We start from the raw sequence: 14,029 nt of genomic DNA on the forward strand, positions 1-14,029 counted from the left end.
GCGCTGCAGCCTGCTAACGCCCCTTCTCCGCGCTTTCCCCCGTGACGCGGCGGAACAGGCCGGGGGCGAAGACCACGATGACGAAGATCCGGACCAGGTGGTGGGTCGCCACGAAGGCGGCGTCGAGCGAGAGCGCGAGGGCGATCAGGCTCATCTCCGCAAGGCCGCCGGGCGCGTAGGCCAGGACCAGCGCCGGCAGGGGCAGGCCGGTCACGGCGTTGAGCGCGAGGGAGAAGGCGAGGGTGACGGCGACCAGGATCACCGTCACGCCGGCCGCGTGCAGGATCGTGCGGCGGACCAGGGAGAGCTCGGTGCCCGCGAAGCGGCAGCCGATCGAGCTGCCGACCACGACCTGGGAGACGGCGACCAGCAGGTCCGGCGGCTTGGCGTCGGTCAGCCCGCCGAGATGGGCCGCCGCGCTCAGCACCATGGGCCCGACGATGGCCGCGGCCGGCACCTTGAGCAGCCGCGCGCCAACGAAGCCCAGGACGCCGCAGGCGGTCAGGACGGCGAGGTCCCAGGGCGCCATGGCCAGCAGGTCCGGTCCCGCGGCCGGCCGGTCGCCGGCCTGGTAGCCGAGGAACAGCTGGAAGGCGAAGGGCAGGGTGAGGACGACCAGCAGCACCCGCGAGGCGTGGACCAGGGAAATGATCCGCGGGTCGCCGCCGAAGGCGCCGCCCATCAGGATCATCTCCGAGAGCCCGCCGGGCGTGGCGGCGAAGTAGGCGGTCGGCCGGTCGTAGCCGGCGACCCGGCGGAAATAGAGCATGCCGGCGGCGCCGGCCGCCACGGTGTAGCCGAGCAGCGCGCCCAGGCTGAGCGCCCACTCGCCCAGGCGATCCAGGATCTCGGGCGTGAAGCCGCTGCCCAGCATGACGCCGAGCACGGCCACCATGACCGAGCGCAGGGTCCAGGAGAGCGCGACCGGCGCGCCGGCGATGGCGGCGACCGTGGTCGCCGTCATGGCGCCGATCATCCAGGCGAGCGGCAGCTGCAGGAGGTGGGCGCCCCAGCCGCCGAGCGCGCCGATTGCGAGCGCCAGGAGGACTCTGAGGCCCTGGGGGAAGCGGGCACGGGGCGTCAGGCGGAGACCCGGTCGAGCAGCCGGTCGATGAAGCGCTCGCAGAGCGCGACCTGCTCCAGGGCGATGTATTCGTCGGGCTTGTGGGCCTGCTCGATCGAGCCCGGGCCGCAGACCACGGTCGGGATGCCGCTGTCGCTGAACAGCCCGGCCTCGGTGCCGAAGGAGATCTTGCCGGTGTCGTTGCTGCCGCTGAGCGCCTTGGCCAGGGTCACCACATCGGCGTCGCCGGCGGTCGCCAGTCCGGGAAAGGCCGAGATCTCGTCCCAGGAGAAGCCGGCGGCGGGATCGATCTCCTTCATGGCCGGCTCGACCTCGCCGTGGGCGAAGGCCTTGACCTCGGCCAGCAGCGCCTCGGGGTCGTCCTCGGGCAGGTTGCGGAACTCGAACTCGAAGTCGCAGGCCCCCGGAATAATGTTGAGCTGCGTACCACCCTGGATCAGCCCGGTGTGCACCGTGGTGTAGGGCACGTCGAAGTCTTGGTCGAAGGGCCCGTCCTCGGCCTTGCGCCGTGCCAGCCGGCTCAGGAAGGCCACCACCTCGGCGGCCGCGTTGATGGCGTTCACCCCCTGGGGCGCCAGCGAGGAGTGCGCCTCGAGGCCGCGCACGCTGCAGCGCTGGGACAGCTTGCCCTTGTGCGCCGTGACCACCTTCATGCTGGTCGGCTCGCCGATGATGCAGGCCGCCGGCCGGATCTCCTGGCGCGACAGGAAGGCGATCAGGCTGCGCACGCCGAGGCAGCCGACCTCCTCGTCGTAGGACAGACAGAGGTGGATCGGCGTCGCCAGGTCGCGGGCCAGGAACTGGGGCACCTTGGCCAGCACCACGGCGATGAAGCCCTTCATGTCGCAGGTGCCGCGGCCGTAGAGCCGCTCGCCGCGCTCCTCGATCTTCCAGGGGTCGCTCGACCAGTCCTGGCCGTCCACCGGCACCACGTCGGTATGGCCCGAGAGCGCAATGCCGGGGCGGTCGGTCGGCCCCAGGGTGGCGTAGAGGTTGGCCTTCTGGCCGCCCTCGTCGTGGAACAGCTGGCTCGCGACGCCGTGGCCCTGCAGATAGTCCCGGACGTCGTGGATCAGCTCGAGGTTGGAGTTGCGGCTGGTGGTGTCGAAGGCCACCAGCCGTTCGATCATGGCGCGGGATTCGGGGCTTACGGGGGCGTCGTCCGACAAATCTGGTCTCCGGGTGTTGGCCGGGCAGGATGGCAGAGAGCGGCGCCGCGCACCAGCGTCACCGCTCGAGCAGATCGTGAGCAAACGGAATCGCCTTAGGCGACCCTGTGAAGCGCAACCGGCTTTAATAGGCTGTTGAGGAAGTGCTTAGCCGGCACCATCACCCTTCGACAAGCTCAGGGTGAGGGCTATCTGTTTCAGACACTTGCCCTCATCCTGAGCTTGTCGAAGGATGACCGTGATCAAGGACTCAGGAGTGTTTCAGCCGCCCGCTAGCGCGCGCCCTCCTGCCCGACCTCCTCGAGGAGCCAATCCCGGAACAGCCGCACCTTGGGCCTCTCGGCGCCGGCCGGCGGATAGACGATGAAGTAGCTGAAGTCGGCCGGCACGCTCGGTCCGAAGGGCTGGACCAGGCGCCCGGCCTCCAGGTCGTTGCCGGCCAGCGCGCGGCGGCCGAGCGCGACGCCTTCGCCCTCGATGGCCGCCTGCAGCATCATGCTCGAATCGGTGAAGCCGGGGCCCCGGCTGGCGTCGACGCCGGTGACTCCGGCGGCCTCGAGCCAGGCCGGCCAGTCCAGGTCGCTGGTCCTGGCGGTCGGGTCGTGCAGCAGGGTGTGGTGCCTGAGGTCGGTCGGCTGCTCGAGGGGCGGGCCAGACTCCAGGAGACTCGGACTGCAGACCGGAAAGACCTCGTCGCCCATCATGGGGACGATCTCCAGGCCCGGATGGCGCCCCCGGCTGTAGCGGATCGCGATGTCGACCTCGTCGACCGTGAAGTCCACCAGGTTCTCCTTCGCGGAAACCAGGACGTCGATGTCCGGATGGCGCTGGCGGAAGCGCGACAGGCGCGGCAGGAGCCACTTGGCGGCGAAGGAGGGCAGGACGCTGACGGTCAGCGAGCCGGTCTCCTCCATGGACTTGAGGCGCGCGGTGGCCGCCGCCATCAGATCGAGCGCGTCGCGCAGGGGCGGCAGGTAGGCTTGGCCGGCATCGGTCAGCATGAGGCGGCGGTTGAGCCGCCGGAACAGCGGTGTGCCCAGGGTCTCCTCGAGCGCCTTGACCTGGTGGCTGATCGCCGCCTGGGTCACGAAGAGCTCCTCGGCGGCCTTAGTGAATGAGAGGTGACGGGCCGCGGCTTCGAAGGCACGGAGCGCGTTGAGCGGCGGGAGACGGCGCAGGTCGGCCTCGCTCTTCCATTAGAAATTCTGATCCGACAGGTGAATTAACATCGTTTGTTCAGAGCGGCAAGGCGGGCCATTTTCCTATTCAGGACGGCATCCCGTGAACCACCGGTTCCAACGTCAGTCGCAAGATCCGGGAAGACCCCACGACCCGCCGGACCTAGTCTGCCAAGACCAGAACGCTCGCAAGTTTCGGATGAGGAGAACTGAGATGGAAAGAGCCAGCACCCAGACCGCCCCCGGCGCGGCCATTTTCGCCGGTGGGTCCCCGATCAGCCTCGTCGATCTGGCCTGGCGCCCCTTCGCCACCGTGCTCGCCTGGCAGGCTCGGATCAGCGAGCGCGCCCACATGAGGGCCCTCGACGACCGCCTGCTGAAGGACATGGGCCTGAGCCGCGCCGACGCCGAGCGGGAGGCCGCGAAGCCCTTCTGGCGGGCGTGACGCACGCCACTGTCATGGCCGGATCCCGTCCGGCCATGACATCAGGTTCGACAAAAGAAGAGGCTGGCAGGCTGATGAAAAGCCTAGAGCCCTTGATCACAGTCATCCTTCGACCAGGCTCAGGATGAGGGTAAGTGCCTGAGACATTTCGCCCTCACCCTGAGCTTGTCGAAGGGTGATGGTCCCCACTGAGCACTTTTTCAGCAGCTGGCTACGGCTGGAACTGCTCCAGCAGGATGCGCTGCTCCAGATTGTGTTCCGGGTCGAAGAGGATGTGAAGCGAGACGCTCTGGTCCTCCCAGACCTCGACCCGCGACACCTCGCGCACCTCGGTGTAGTCGGCCACGGCGCTGACCGGGCGCTTCTTCGGGTCGACCACCTCGAAGATAACCTTCGCCCGATTGGGCAGGAGGGCGCCGCGCCAGCGCCGGGGGCGGAACGGGCTGATCGGGGTCAGCGCCAGCAGCTGGGCGCCGACCGGGACGATCGGCCCGTGGGCGGAGAGGTTGTAGGCCGTACTGCCGGCGGGCGTGGCCAGCAGGATCCCGTCGCACATCAGCTCCTCGAGCCGTACGACGCCGTCGACCGAGACCCTTATCCGGGCGGCCTGGCGGGTCTCGCGCAGCAGGGCGACCTCGTTGATGGCGAGCGCCTCGGAAGCGGTGCCGCCGACCGCCTGGGCGTGCATGCGCAGCGGATGGAGCGTCACCATCTCGGCCCGGGCGAGCCGCGCCGGCAGGTCCTCTGCGTGGAATTCGTTCATCAGGAAGCCGACGGTGCCGCGGTTCATGCCGTAGATCGGGACCCCGCGCTCGATCGAGCCGTGCAGCGTCTCCAGCATGAGCCCATCGCCGCCGAGCGCCACGATGACGTCGGCTTCGTCCGCGGGCACGGTCTGGTAGCGGGCCTCCAGGTCGCGGCGCGCCTCTTGGGCCTCGTCGGTGTCGGCGGCCACGAAGGCGAAGCTCGGAGAGGTCATCGCGGGGTCCGCCGGTTCCGGCACGGTGGGGTCAGCTCTTGAACCGAGTATAACCCGGCGCCCTGGGGACGCCAGAGGAGGCTTCACGAAGCTTTGTTCGATGCAATCGAGACGGGGCTTGCCTCCCCGGGGCCGCCTCCCCAGTTTCCAGCCCGGTGCACGTCAGTAGGGAAACACTCGACAATGACCCACGCCCGCAAGCTCCGCGCCCTGGCGCTGGCCGGCAGCCTGCTGCTCTGGCCCGCGGCCGTCCATGCCCAGAACAGCAACGGCGACCGGCACAGTGGCTACTACTATCCCGAACCCGAGACCCGGGAGACCTACAAGGCGCGGGGACCGACGCTGCAGCAGGCCAACCGCTCGCTGCGGATCGGCTTCGTCACCGGCCTGACCACGGCCATGGCCCAACGCCCCTATGCCCCGCTTTTCGCCATGTTCGCGAAGGGCACCAAGGCCGACAAGCTGATCATCGTCGCCATGGACGACGGGCCGCTCGACACGCTCTACCGGGCGCGCGGCGTTCTGGCGGACCTGACGGCCATGGCCCGCCTGATGCCGGTCTTCGCCGAGTACGGCGTGCAGGATTGGTTCACCTTCTTCGACCTGATGAAGATGATGGGCTTCCGACAGCTCACCATCTCCAACGGCCGGGATTTCGCGCACCGGGTGGTGATCGAGTGATAAGCGGCGGCCTCAGGCCGACTTGAGCGCGGTCACCTCGTCTTCCGACTTCGCCGTCTCGCCGCCCAGGCGGCCGATGTAGCCTTCGAAGGCGGCGCCTTTGTCCAGCTGCAGGACGTCCTGGTAGATGTCGCCCTTGACCTTGGCGGTGTCGGTCAGGATCACCTTGCGAGCCCGGACCTCGCCGGTGAACTCGCCGCAGATGCGGACCGTCTCCGCCGTCACCTTGCTGTTGATCACGGGCTGGGCGCCCAGCGTCAGGGTGCGGCAGGTGATGTCGCCATCGACACGGCCCTCGATCCGCAGGTCGCCGGTGCAGACCAGGTTGCCCTTGATGGTCAGGTCGGAGCTGATGATGGAATGATGGTGCTGGCCGGACTTGGCGCGGCTGCTTGCTTTCTTCTCTTTTTCGCTGGACGAGTCCGCGGCTTGGGACTGAAACATCATGAGATGGCAACTCCTTGGCTAATCGGTTGCAGGCGATCCTGCCCGTCAGCCATCCCATGTACCGCAAACCCCACGCCCACAGGATACCACCAGTCGCGAAAATGGGTGTGGCTCTTTTTGTGACAAAACAGGAGAAAATTTAGGTACCTGGGCCGCTTAGGCCCCGAGCGCCCTCAGCCGCCGGTCACGCTCATGTGCCGGGAAACCGCCGGGCGCCTGCGCCGCCGGTCGATGACGAAGTCGTGCCCCTTGGGCTTGCGCGAGATCGCCTCGGCGATGGCCGCGTCGAGCAGGGCGTCGTCGTCGCTCATGCGCAGCGGGGCGACGAGGTCGGCCGCGTCCTCTTGCCCGAGGCACATGTAGAGCGTGCCGGTGCAGGTCAGACGGACCCGGTTGCAGCTCTCGCAGAAGTTATGGGTGAGCGGCGTGATGAAGCCGAGCCGGCCGCCGGTCTCCGCGATCCGGCTGTAGCGTGCCGGCCCGCCGGTGCGGTAGTCGATCTCTTCCAGCGTCCAGCGCTTGGCCAGCTCGGCCCGCACCATGGAGAGCGGCAGGTACTGGTCGAGCCGGGCTTCCTCGCCGATCTCGCCCATGGGCATGACCTCGATGAAGGTCAGGTCGAAGCCCTCGTCGCCGCACCAGCTGACCAGGCTGTGCAGCTCGTCGTCGTTGACACCCTTGAGGGCGACGGTGTTGATCTTGACCGCCAGCCCCGCCCGCTTGGCCGCTTTCAGACCCTCCATGACCCGGTCCAGCTTGCCCCAGCGGGTGATCGCGGCGAACTTGTCCGGATCGAGGGTGTCGAGCGAGACGTTGATCCGCTTGACCCCTAGGTCGGCCAGCTCGCCGGCGTAGCGGGCCAGCTGGCTGCCGTTGGTGGTCAGGGTCAGCTCGTCGAGCGCGCCGCTCTCGAGGTGGCGCGAGAGGTTGCGGATCAGGCTCATGATGTTGCGCCGGACCAGGGGCTCGCCGCCGGTCAGGCGCAGCTTGCGCACGCCCTGGCGCACGAAGGCGCTGCACAGGCGGTCGAGCTCCTCGAGGCTCAGCACCTGGGCCTTGGGCAGGAAGGTCATGTCTTCCGCCATGCAATAGACGCAGCGGAAGTCGCAACGGTCGGTGACTGAGACCCGAAGATAGGTGATCGCCCGGCCGAAGGGGTCGATCATCGCACTCATGCTGTTCCTCCCACCCTGGCCGTTTCGGCCCTTTGGAATCCCCGGACGCACCTGGGATTCGCTTGCTGCGCAGTTTCCTACGGAAGGCTGCCCGGCGCAAGATGCTCTCGCCGCCGGGCGCGGCCTGCTAAGCTGACATAATGTCTCGTTGCACCGACTTCAAACCGCCCCGCTCCGGTCCGCCGCGATGAACCGAGAGGCCCAGCAGCCCAACTCGGCCCTCGACGGGCCCCTTGCCCGGCTCTGCGCGGCCGGCGTCCTGGTGCTGGTCGCGGTTCTGCTGGTCTATGTCCACCGCGACGATCTCTTCCCGCCCGAGGCCGCGGCCGTCGCGGCCGACGATCCGGTCGCGCGCTGCTTCGCCCAGCGGGCGGCCGACATCGACCAGATGCGGGCGGAGGAGACGATCAGTCCGGCGCAGGCCGAACTCTTCAAGGATCGGGCACGGGCGCTCTGCCAGGCCCAAGCCGGGCAGGCCGCGCCCCGCTAGCCGGCACTATCCAGCGACGTCGCGCATAGCGATGGCGCCGGCCGGGCAGGCCGCGACGCAGGCCCCGCAGCCCGAACAGTCGGCGGTCCCGATCCGGGCCAGCGCGAAGCCGCCGGCGAAGAGATCGAAGGAAATGGCGCCGGTCTCGCAATAGGCGTCGCAGAGCTGGCAGACCACGCCCTGGAACGCGTGGCACCCCGCGCCGACCGTCGCCTTGTAGTCCCAGGGGCGCCCGGCCTCCGGCGCCGCGAAGGCGCCGCGGTCGCAGACCCGCGCGCAGGCACCGCAGAAATCGCAGCCGCCGCGGTCAAAATCGATCTCGGGCGCCCCGTCACGGCCGAGGAACAGGAGGCCCCGAGGACAGGCACGGACGCAGACGCCGCAGGCGTCACATTGCCCGGCGCGCAGCGCTTCGGCTCGGAACCAGGGCGGCCGAAAACAGGGGCCGTCGTCCCAGGCTGGTCCGTTTGCACTGTGCTCGATTCTCTCAGGCTGGTTCACGCCAGATCCCCGCCCACGCCTTGACCAGCAAGTGTGCCAGCCCCCTCTTACATGGCGAATAGCGCGCTGGCGGTCAAGCGCGTGGCCGCCGGATCGAGGTGATGCCGCGGCCGCCCTCGGCGACGACCCGCTCCACCACGTCTGCCAGCGGTTCGACCGCCGTCAGCATGTCGAAGGCGTTGGCGTGAACCACCCGCTCAGCGTCCAGGGCGATGGCGACGTGGCCGGGAAAATAGATGATGTCGCCGCGCTCGGGCGGCTGGTCCAGCGGGCGCGCCACGCCGAGCGTCGTCTCCTGCTGGCCGCTGTCCCTGAGGCAGGCAATGCCGGACCGGTCGAGAACCAGCTGAACAAGCGCCGAGCAGTCCAGGCCGATGGTGGACCGGCCGCCCCAGAGGTAGGGCACGCCGAGCAGGCTCAGCGCGGTTTCGACATAGTCGGGCTGAGTGCCGGTCAGGGGCGCCAGGTGTTTGCGGTAGATAAAGCCGCCTGGAACCTTGCTGAAGGCGCCGTCCTCGCCGGTCACGGCCGCGCGCGCCCCGAGGCTGAGCACCTCGAGCGGCGGCGCCTTGATGTCCGGCTCCGGATAGAGGAACGAACGGGGCGCCGAAAGCTTGTGCGCGGCCGCGGCCGTCTCGTCGCCCAAGGCGGAAGAGGGCGCGTAGCCGACATAGCCGTCGGTCTCGTTCTGCACCCAGGACCAGCCGCCACGCTCCTCGAACACCAGCACGGTTTCGCCGAACAGCAGCTGGCTGTCGAGCGCGGCCCGATCTTCCGGTTCGCGCCTGAGGTCGGCGACGCCGACGGCCACCCGGCGCCGCCGGCCGGCCACGAATTGGGCGGCCTCGACCCGTCCCTCGAGGCGCGCGTCCGCCAGGTCGGGGCGGTAGGCGTTGAGTCGGGGACTGAGTTGGTCGTCGCTCACAGGTTGCTTCCCTTTTGCCGGACCGAGCCTAGACCGGTGAGCTGAAGAAACCCTTGGCCGGCATCACGCCTCGCCGTTGTTCTTGCCGGTGCCGGCGGCGCGCTCGGCCAGCAGCTTGGCCCGCGCCTCCTCGATCTCGCGTTCGCGCAGGTAGTCGTCCGTCGTCCGCGGCACGGGGCGCGGGGCAGCGGCCATGGGTGCGTCGGCGTCGAACTGCACCACGACACGGCAGTCCTCGCACATCATGATGCGCTCGACTTGCTCGCCGCCGAACATCCAGTGCTTGTCGGCCAGCTTCTGGGCGATGTGCTCGATCGATCGCTTCACCCCGAAGGCCTTGCCGCAGCGGATGCAGTGGAACGGCTCTTCGCGGTTGATCTCGACCGTGCCGCGCGCCTCGTCGGTGAAGTTGAAGCGCGGCGCCAGGGTGATCACGCTCTCCGGGCAGGTGTTGCGGCACAGCCCGCACTGGACGCAGGCCTCCTCGTTGAAGCCGAGCCAGGGCCGGGACTCGTCGTCAAGCAGCGCGCCGGTCGGGCAGGCGCCGACGCAGGCCAGACAGAGCGTACAGCCGGCCGTGTCGACCTCGACCGCGCCGAAGGGCGCCCCCTGGGCCAGGGGCAGGATGTCGACCTTGCGCGGCGCTTCCTGGTGCAGGTGCCGGAGCGCCAGCATGATCCGGCTGCGCTTGCCGCCCATGGGCAGGAACCCGCCCGCCGGCGCGGCCGGGTCGGGCGCGAAGTCCCAGAGCGCCGCCTCGACCGCCTCCGGGTCCGGCTGGTCCAGAACCCGGATCCGTCCGCCGCCGTAGCCGAGGCCGTCCATGACCGTCTCTGCCAGGCCGACCTGCTGCGCCAGGCCCGAGAGCTCCTCGGCCTTGGTGGGGTCGACCAGGACCACGACACCGGCTGCCCCGTAGGCCAGCGCGGCGGCCAGGAAGTCGAGCCCGATCTGGGTCACCTCGTTGACCGCGAAGGGCAGGACCCGCCCGGGCAGCCCGCGGCCCATGCGGGCGGTCAGCGCGATCACCTCGCCGCCGTGGCGGCTGTCGTGGATTAGGATCACGGGCTCCTCGCCGCCGGCCGCCTGGTAGGACTGGAGCAGGGTGCGCAGGCGCTGGAACAGCAAATCCCCCGCCGGGAACTGGTAGGTCGCCGCGCCGGTCGGGCAGACGCTGGCGCAGGAGCCGCAGCCGGCGCAGACGAAGGGGTCGATCTCGACGGTGTCGCCGGCCGAGCTGATCGCCGAGGTCGGGCAGACGTCGAGGCAGCGGGTGCAACCGGTCTTGCGGCTGCGCGAATGGGCGCAGAGGCCGGCGTCGAAGTGGACGTAGCGCGGCTTCTCAAACTCGCCCACCATGTCGGCGATCTGGAACAGCGCCTTCTCGACCGCCACCGGATCGCCCGGGTCCGGCCGGAAGTAGCCGTCGCGGCGCTCCTTGGCCGGGAACAGCGGCGTGCCGCCGGTCAGGTCGAGGATCAGGTCGCACTCCGAGTAGGCGTTGTCCCGCGGCGCCTCGAAGGCCAGCCGCTGACGCGACGCGGGGATCGTGGGCGCGTAGGCGTTCACGTTGACCCCGAACTTCCCCAGATGGCCCTCGGCGCGGACGATCGTGCCGCGGAACACCGGGACGTCCATCAGGCCGGGCGCCGGCACGTCCTCGGGCCGGTCGAGCAGGACGGTCACCTCCAGGCGGCCGTTCAGGCGCTTGCCTGCCTCGATCGCCACCTCGTCGCGGCCGTAGACCAGGCAGACGCCCTTGGATTCCAGGGCGACGGCCGGCGTCGGGGTGACCTCGAGGGCGGCCTCGGCGAGAAGGCCGGCGATCTTGGCGGTGGCGTCGGTCCCGCCGGCGGCCTCGGACCAGCCGCTGTTCTCGCGGATGTTGACGAAGGCGAGTTCGGCTTCGGGGTTGTCCTCCTGGGCGACTTCCGTGAACAGCGGGGCTTCCTGGGTGCAGGCGACCAGGACCGGCGCTTCGCCGGCGACGGCCTGCTGGAAGTTGCCGAGCTGCGCCCGGCACAGCTGGCTGTTCAACGCCAGCGCGCCGTCGCCGCCGGCGGCGGCGCAGGCCTTGGAAAGCTTCGCCTCGTCGAGCGGCATGGTGGCTTCGCAATCGCACACCAGCAGCGTCTTGCCGCGCATCTTCATCACGCTTCTCTCCCCGGGGGCCGCTTGCCGGCCCTGGTCTTGCTCTTGCGCCCTGATCTAGAGCGGATTCACCGGGTTTGATGGATCACCTGTGGCGATTCAGTCAAACCCGGACCTGCTCTAGGCAGGCGTTGGTATACCACAGCGCCCCCGCGGTCCAAGACTCCGTCCGTGCTGCCGCGCGTCCCGATTTTCTTGGGCCGGCGCGGCGCCGATCCTATACCCTGGCGCGGCAGGAGGGGCGGAAGGCGTGCACGACTTCATGACCACGCGGGAAGTGGCCGAGTATCTTCGCATCAAGGAGCGGCGGGTCTACGAACTTGTGCGCCAGGAGGCCATTCCCTGCACCAAGGTGACCGGCAAGTGGCTGTTCTCCCGGGAGCAGATCGACACCTGGCTGGCCGGCGGCGCCCGCGGCGAGACCGGCGCGCCCGCGGCGGCGCCGGCGGTCATCGTCGGCAGCCACGATCCTCTGCTCGACTGGGCGGTGCGGGAGTCGGGCTGCGGCCTGGCGCTGCTGGCCGGCGGCAGTCTCGACGGCCTCGCGCGCTTCGCCGAGGGCGAGGCCCAGGTTGCCGCGTTGCACCTCTTCGATCCGGACAGCGAGCGCTTCAACATCGACGCGGTCCGCCAGGCCATGCCGCCCGCCGGGCTGGTGCTGATCGAGTGGGCCTGGCGCACCCAGGGCCTGGTGCTCGCTCCCGGCAATCCGCTCGGCGTCCGCGGCCTCGCCGACCTGGCCGGGCCCGGCGGCGCCGCGCCGCGGGTCGTGAAACGGCAGGAAGGAGCAGGATCCCGGCGGCTGTTCGCCCACCTGCTGGCGTCGGCAGGCGTCGAGCCGGAGCGGTTGCGCTTCGCGACCGAGACGGCGCGCAGCGAGCTGGACCTGGGGCTGGCGATCCTCGAAGGCCGCGCCGACGCGGGCCTCGCCGTCGAAGCCGTGGCGCGGTCGCTCAAGCTCGACTTCCTGCCCTTGATGCGCGAGCGCTACGACCTGCTGATCCGGCGGCGCGACTATTTCGAAGCGCCGGTTCAGACGCTGTTCGCCTTCGCCCGCAGCGGCGCGTTCCTAGCCCGCGCCGAGCAGATGGGCGGCTACGACGTCTCCGGGCTCGGGCGGATCCAGCTCAACGGACCCTGACGCGCAGGTCCGGCCTTGCGCCGGCGCCGCCGGCCTTTATAGAGTGCGCGCCCGCGGCCGCGGCCGGCCGTGTCCGCCTGCCAGAGCCTGCGAGGGGGGTAAGATGTTCGCGAATGCCAGTATAGTTAAGCTCTTCCCGGTCCCGCTGTGGGTGCACGCCCTGCGTCCCGAAGACGCGGCGGCCGTAAACGAGAGCCTGATGCCGGCGATCGAGCGGGAACGGGCGGCGAAACCCGCGCCCGGCCCGGGCGAAACCTGGCAGACCGGCACGATGCTTCAGGAGGACCCGGCGTTCCAGCCCCTGACCGGCTTAATCCGCGAGGCCGCCGAAGCGGTGCTGCAGCACCTTAAGGCCGAGTACGACTCCTTCCGCATCACCGCGCTCTGGGCCGACGTGACGCCGCCCGGCGGCGCGCCTCAGCGCATGCAGACGCACCCCGACAACTACCTCAGCGGCATCTATTGCGCACAGGTTCCCCTCGGCGGCAGCGGTCTGGTGTTCCAGGACCCCAGGCCGCAAACCGACGGCGTGGAGCCGACGTTCTCCGAGCCCAACGCCCAAAACTCGCGCAACGCCCACATCGAGGCGCAGCCGGGCGCGCTGATCATTTTTCCCTCGAGGCTGCCGCACTCGTTCGACCGGAACGGAGGCGAAAGCGAGAGAATCAGCCTCGGCTTCACCATCATGTTCGCCGGGCGGGCCGGCGGATGAGCCGGGCGAAGGGGGAATAGAGAGGCCCGGACGGGCACGCGCGGACGGTTGGGCCCGGAAAATCCGGCGGTCACCGGGGGCGGTCACTGGTAAAGTATCGGCCGCGGTCGCCGGGCATCGGCAATTTTCCTTACAAGCATTGTTCCCACAAATGTGGTACACTTTGATTTAAGTCACATATTCAGTGACAAGAAATCGCCATAATGTCGCACCTTACTGCCGGAATGGCGAAGTAATAAGGGCGGCAGCGAAGTAGATCCCGTGTTTTGGGAAGACGCCGAGGACAAGCAGCAACTTTGCCGGTCATGTTTGCCCGTAGAAACTCGATCGCACTGTTCCCGACGAAAGTCTGGACCCACGCGCTCTCCGAGCGAGAGGCGCGCCTGGTCAACCAGGCGGTCATGACCATTATCGCCCGGGAGCGGGGCCAAGCGGGCGGCTGGCTCGGCCGGCGGGTGCTGGAGGACCTCCATACCCGGCCGCAGCTGCTGCCGCTCAGCCGCAAGATCGAAGCCGCCGCGCGGGAGATCGTCGAGGAGCTCGAGGTTGACAGCGAGAGCTTCCGTATTTCGCGCTGCTGGGCCGAGATCGAACCCAGGTGGCAGAGCGCCAACGGCCGCCGGCTCGAGCCCCACCACTTCCTGAGCGGCGTCTACGCGGTGCAGACGCCCAGCGACAGCGCGGTGGTTTTCCACGATCCGCGCATGCAGACCAACGGCGTCGATATCCGCTACAAGGCGGTGACCGAGATCAACGCGACCAGCGCCGTCGTCGGCCTCGAGAGCGGCTCGCTGATCCTGTTTCCCTCCTGGCTGCCGCGCTCGCTCCACAACGAGCACGCCGAGCGCGAGTGCATCACCCTCGGCTTCGACGTAGCGGTCCGCCCGAAGACTAGATCGGGCGGGAGCGGTTCGAGCTGACCCGCGTCACGCCCCTCCAGCACTGAGAACC

15 protein-coding genes are annotated in these 14,029 nt (G+C 69.2%); 6 read left to right on the forward strand and 9 right to left on the reverse strand.

Going from position 1 to position 14,029, the window contains the following annotated elements; genetic code table 11:
* Nucleotides 1–13: 13 nt before the first annotated feature.
* The 3 genes from QNJ67_02940 to QNJ67_02950 form a co-directional block, all read right to left on the reverse strand.
* Nucleotides 14–1,084: an AbrB family transcriptional regulator gene (locus QNJ67_02940; GenBank protein MDJ0607903.1), complete on the reverse strand. Its 1,071-nt coding sequence runs from the start codon at nucleotides 1,082–1,084 to the stop codon at nucleotides 14–16.
* A complete protein-coding gene (gene argE, locus QNJ67_02945) occupies nucleotides 1,081–2,253 on the reverse strand; it encodes an acetylornithine deacetylase (protein MDJ0607904.1) in 1,173 nt (390 codons plus the stop codon). Before argE ends, QNJ67_02940 begins: the two co-directional genes overlap by 4 nt.
* 272 nt (nucleotides 2,254–2,525) lie before the next feature.
* The gene (locus QNJ67_02950) at nucleotides 2,526–3,431 is read right to left on the reverse strand and encodes a transcriptional regulator GcvA (GenBank protein ID MDJ0607905.1); all 906 of its coding nucleotides are present in this window, start codon (nucleotides 3,429–3,431) and stop codon (nucleotides 2,526–2,528) included.
* Nucleotides 3,432–3,645: 214 nt separating this feature from the next.
* On the opposite strand from QNJ67_02950, the gene QNJ67_02955 reads away from it, so the two are divergent.
* Entirely contained in the window at nucleotides 3,646–3,876 is a 231-nt protein-coding gene (locus QNJ67_02955; GenBank protein MDJ0607906.1) for a DUF1127 domain-containing protein, read from the forward strand.
* A gap of 211 nt (nucleotides 3,877–4,087) precedes the next feature.
* Here QNJ67_02955 and QNJ67_02960 read toward each other — a convergent pair whose 3' ends face one another.
* The gene (locus QNJ67_02960) at nucleotides 4,088–4,855 is read right to left on the reverse strand and encodes an NAD kinase (protein ID MDJ0607907.1); all 768 of its coding nucleotides are present in this window, start codon (nucleotides 4,853–4,855) and stop codon (nucleotides 4,088–4,090) included.
* Nucleotides 4,856–5,038: 183 nt separating this feature from the next.
* Between QNJ67_02960 and QNJ67_02965 the strand changes: the two genes are divergently transcribed.
* Entirely contained in the window at nucleotides 5,039–5,536 is a 498-nt protein-coding gene (locus QNJ67_02965) for a molybdopterin-guanine dinucleotide biosynthesis protein A (GenBank protein MDJ0607908.1), read from the forward strand.
* Between the two features lie 12 nt (nucleotides 5,537–5,548).
* On the opposite strand, the gene QNJ67_02970 is transcribed toward QNJ67_02965, so the two are convergent.
* Nucleotides 5,549–5,983 (reverse strand): polymer-forming cytoskeletal protein, encoded by a 435-nt coding sequence (locus QNJ67_02970; protein ID MDJ0607909.1) that lies wholly within the window; start codon nucleotides 5,981–5,983, stop codon nucleotides 5,549–5,551.
* 173 nt (nucleotides 5,984–6,156) lie between these two features.
* Nucleotides 6,157–7,149 (reverse strand): GTP 3',8-cyclase MoaA, encoded by a 993-nt coding sequence (gene moaA / locus QNJ67_02975; GenBank protein ID MDJ0607910.1) that lies wholly within the window; start codon nucleotides 7,147–7,149, stop codon nucleotides 6,157–6,159.
* Between the two features lie 196 nt (nucleotides 7,150–7,345).
* Here moaA and QNJ67_02980 point away from each other — a divergent pair, with 196 nt between their 5' ends.
* Nucleotides 7,346–7,648, forward strand: a complete 303-nt coding sequence (locus QNJ67_02980) for a hypothetical protein (GenBank protein MDJ0607911.1) — start codon at nucleotides 7,346–7,348, stop codon at nucleotides 7,646–7,648.
* Between the two features lie 6 nt (nucleotides 7,649–7,654).
* Here QNJ67_02980 and napF read toward each other — a convergent pair whose 3' ends face one another.
* The 3 genes from napF to QNJ67_02995 all read right to left on the reverse strand — a co-directional run bounded on the left by napF (nucleotide 7,655) and on the right by QNJ67_02995 (nucleotide 11,225).
* Entirely contained in the window at nucleotides 7,655–8,149 is a 495-nt protein-coding gene (napF, locus tag QNJ67_02985) for a ferredoxin-type protein NapF (GenBank protein MDJ0607912.1), read from the reverse strand.
* 73 nt (nucleotides 8,150–8,222) lie between these two features.
* Nucleotides 8,223–9,074 carry an NlpC/P60 family protein gene (locus QNJ67_02990; GenBank protein MDJ0607913.1) on the reverse strand — a complete coding sequence of 284 codons (852 nt, stop codon included), beginning with the start codon at nucleotides 9,072–9,074 and terminating at the stop codon, nucleotides 8,223–8,225.
* A gap of 63 nt (nucleotides 9,075–9,137) precedes the next feature.
* A complete protein-coding gene (locus QNJ67_02995) occupies nucleotides 9,138–11,225 on the reverse strand; it encodes a 4Fe-4S binding protein (protein ID MDJ0607914.1) in 2,088 nt (695 codons plus the stop codon).
* A gap of 250 nt (nucleotides 11,226–11,475) precedes the next feature.
* Between QNJ67_02995 and QNJ67_03000 the strand changes: the two genes are divergently transcribed.
* The 3 genes from QNJ67_03000 to QNJ67_03010 all read left to right on the forward strand — a co-directional run bounded on the left by QNJ67_03000 (nucleotide 11,476) and on the right by QNJ67_03010 (nucleotide 13,998).
* On the forward strand, nucleotides 11,476–12,366 hold the full coding sequence (locus QNJ67_03000) for a helix-turn-helix transcriptional regulator (GenBank protein MDJ0607915.1): 891 nt from the start codon (nucleotides 11,476–11,478) through the stop codon (nucleotides 12,364–12,366).
* A 103-nt stretch (nucleotides 12,367–12,469) separates the two neighbouring features.
* Nucleotides 12,470–13,078: a TIGR02466 family protein gene (locus QNJ67_03005; GenBank protein MDJ0607916.1), complete on the forward strand. Its 609-nt coding sequence runs from the start codon at nucleotides 12,470–12,472 to the stop codon at nucleotides 13,076–13,078.
* Nucleotides 13,079–13,383: 305 nt separating this feature from the next.
* The gene (locus tag QNJ67_03010) at nucleotides 13,384–13,998 is read left to right on the forward strand and encodes a putative 2OG-Fe(II) oxygenase (GenBank protein MDJ0607917.1); all 615 of its coding nucleotides are present in this window, start codon (nucleotides 13,384–13,386) and stop codon (nucleotides 13,996–13,998) included.
* Nucleotides 13,999–14,029: the final 31 nt, after the last annotated feature.

Source organism: Kiloniellales bacterium (assembly GCA_030064845.1).
Lineage (GTDB): Bacteria > Pseudomonadota > Alphaproteobacteria > Kiloniellales > JAKSDN01 > JASJEC01.

Bases quoted from the DNA above. Each gene is read 5' to 3' on its own strand.
- QNJ67_02955 (MDJ0607906.1), top strand. From the start codon at position 3,646: ATGGAAAGAGCCAGCACCCAGACCGCCCCCGGCGCGGCCATTTTCGCC.
- QNJ67_02960 (MDJ0607907.1), bottom strand. From the start codon at position 4,855: ATGACCTCTCCGAGCTTCGCCTTCGTGGCCGCCGACACCGACGAGGCC.
- QNJ67_02965 (MDJ0607908.1), top strand. From the start codon at position 5,039: ATGACCCACGCCCGCAAGCTCCGCGCCCTGGCGCTGGCCGGCAGCCTG.
- QNJ67_02970 (MDJ0607909.1), bottom strand. From the start codon at position 5,983: ATGATGTTTCAGTCCCAAGCCGCGGACTCGTCCAGCGAAAAAGAGAAG.
- moaA (MDJ0607910.1), bottom strand. From the start codon at position 7,149: ATGATCGACCCCTTCGGCCGGGCGATCACCTATCTTCGGGTCTCAGTC.
- QNJ67_02980 (MDJ0607911.1), top strand. From the start codon at position 7,346: ATGAACCGAGAGGCCCAGCAGCCCAACTCGGCCCTCGACGGGCCCCTT.
- QNJ67_02995 (MDJ0607914.1), bottom strand. From the start codon at position 11,225: ATGAAGATGCGCGGCAAGACGCTGCTGGTGTGCGATTGCGAAGCCACC.
- QNJ67_03005 (MDJ0607916.1), top strand. From the start codon at position 12,470: ATGTTCGCGAATGCCAGTATAGTTAAGCTCTTCCCGGTCCCGCTGTGG.
- QNJ67_03010 (MDJ0607917.1), top strand. From the start codon at position 13,384: ATGTTTGCCCGTAGAAACTCGATCGCACTGTTCCCGACGAAAGTCTGG.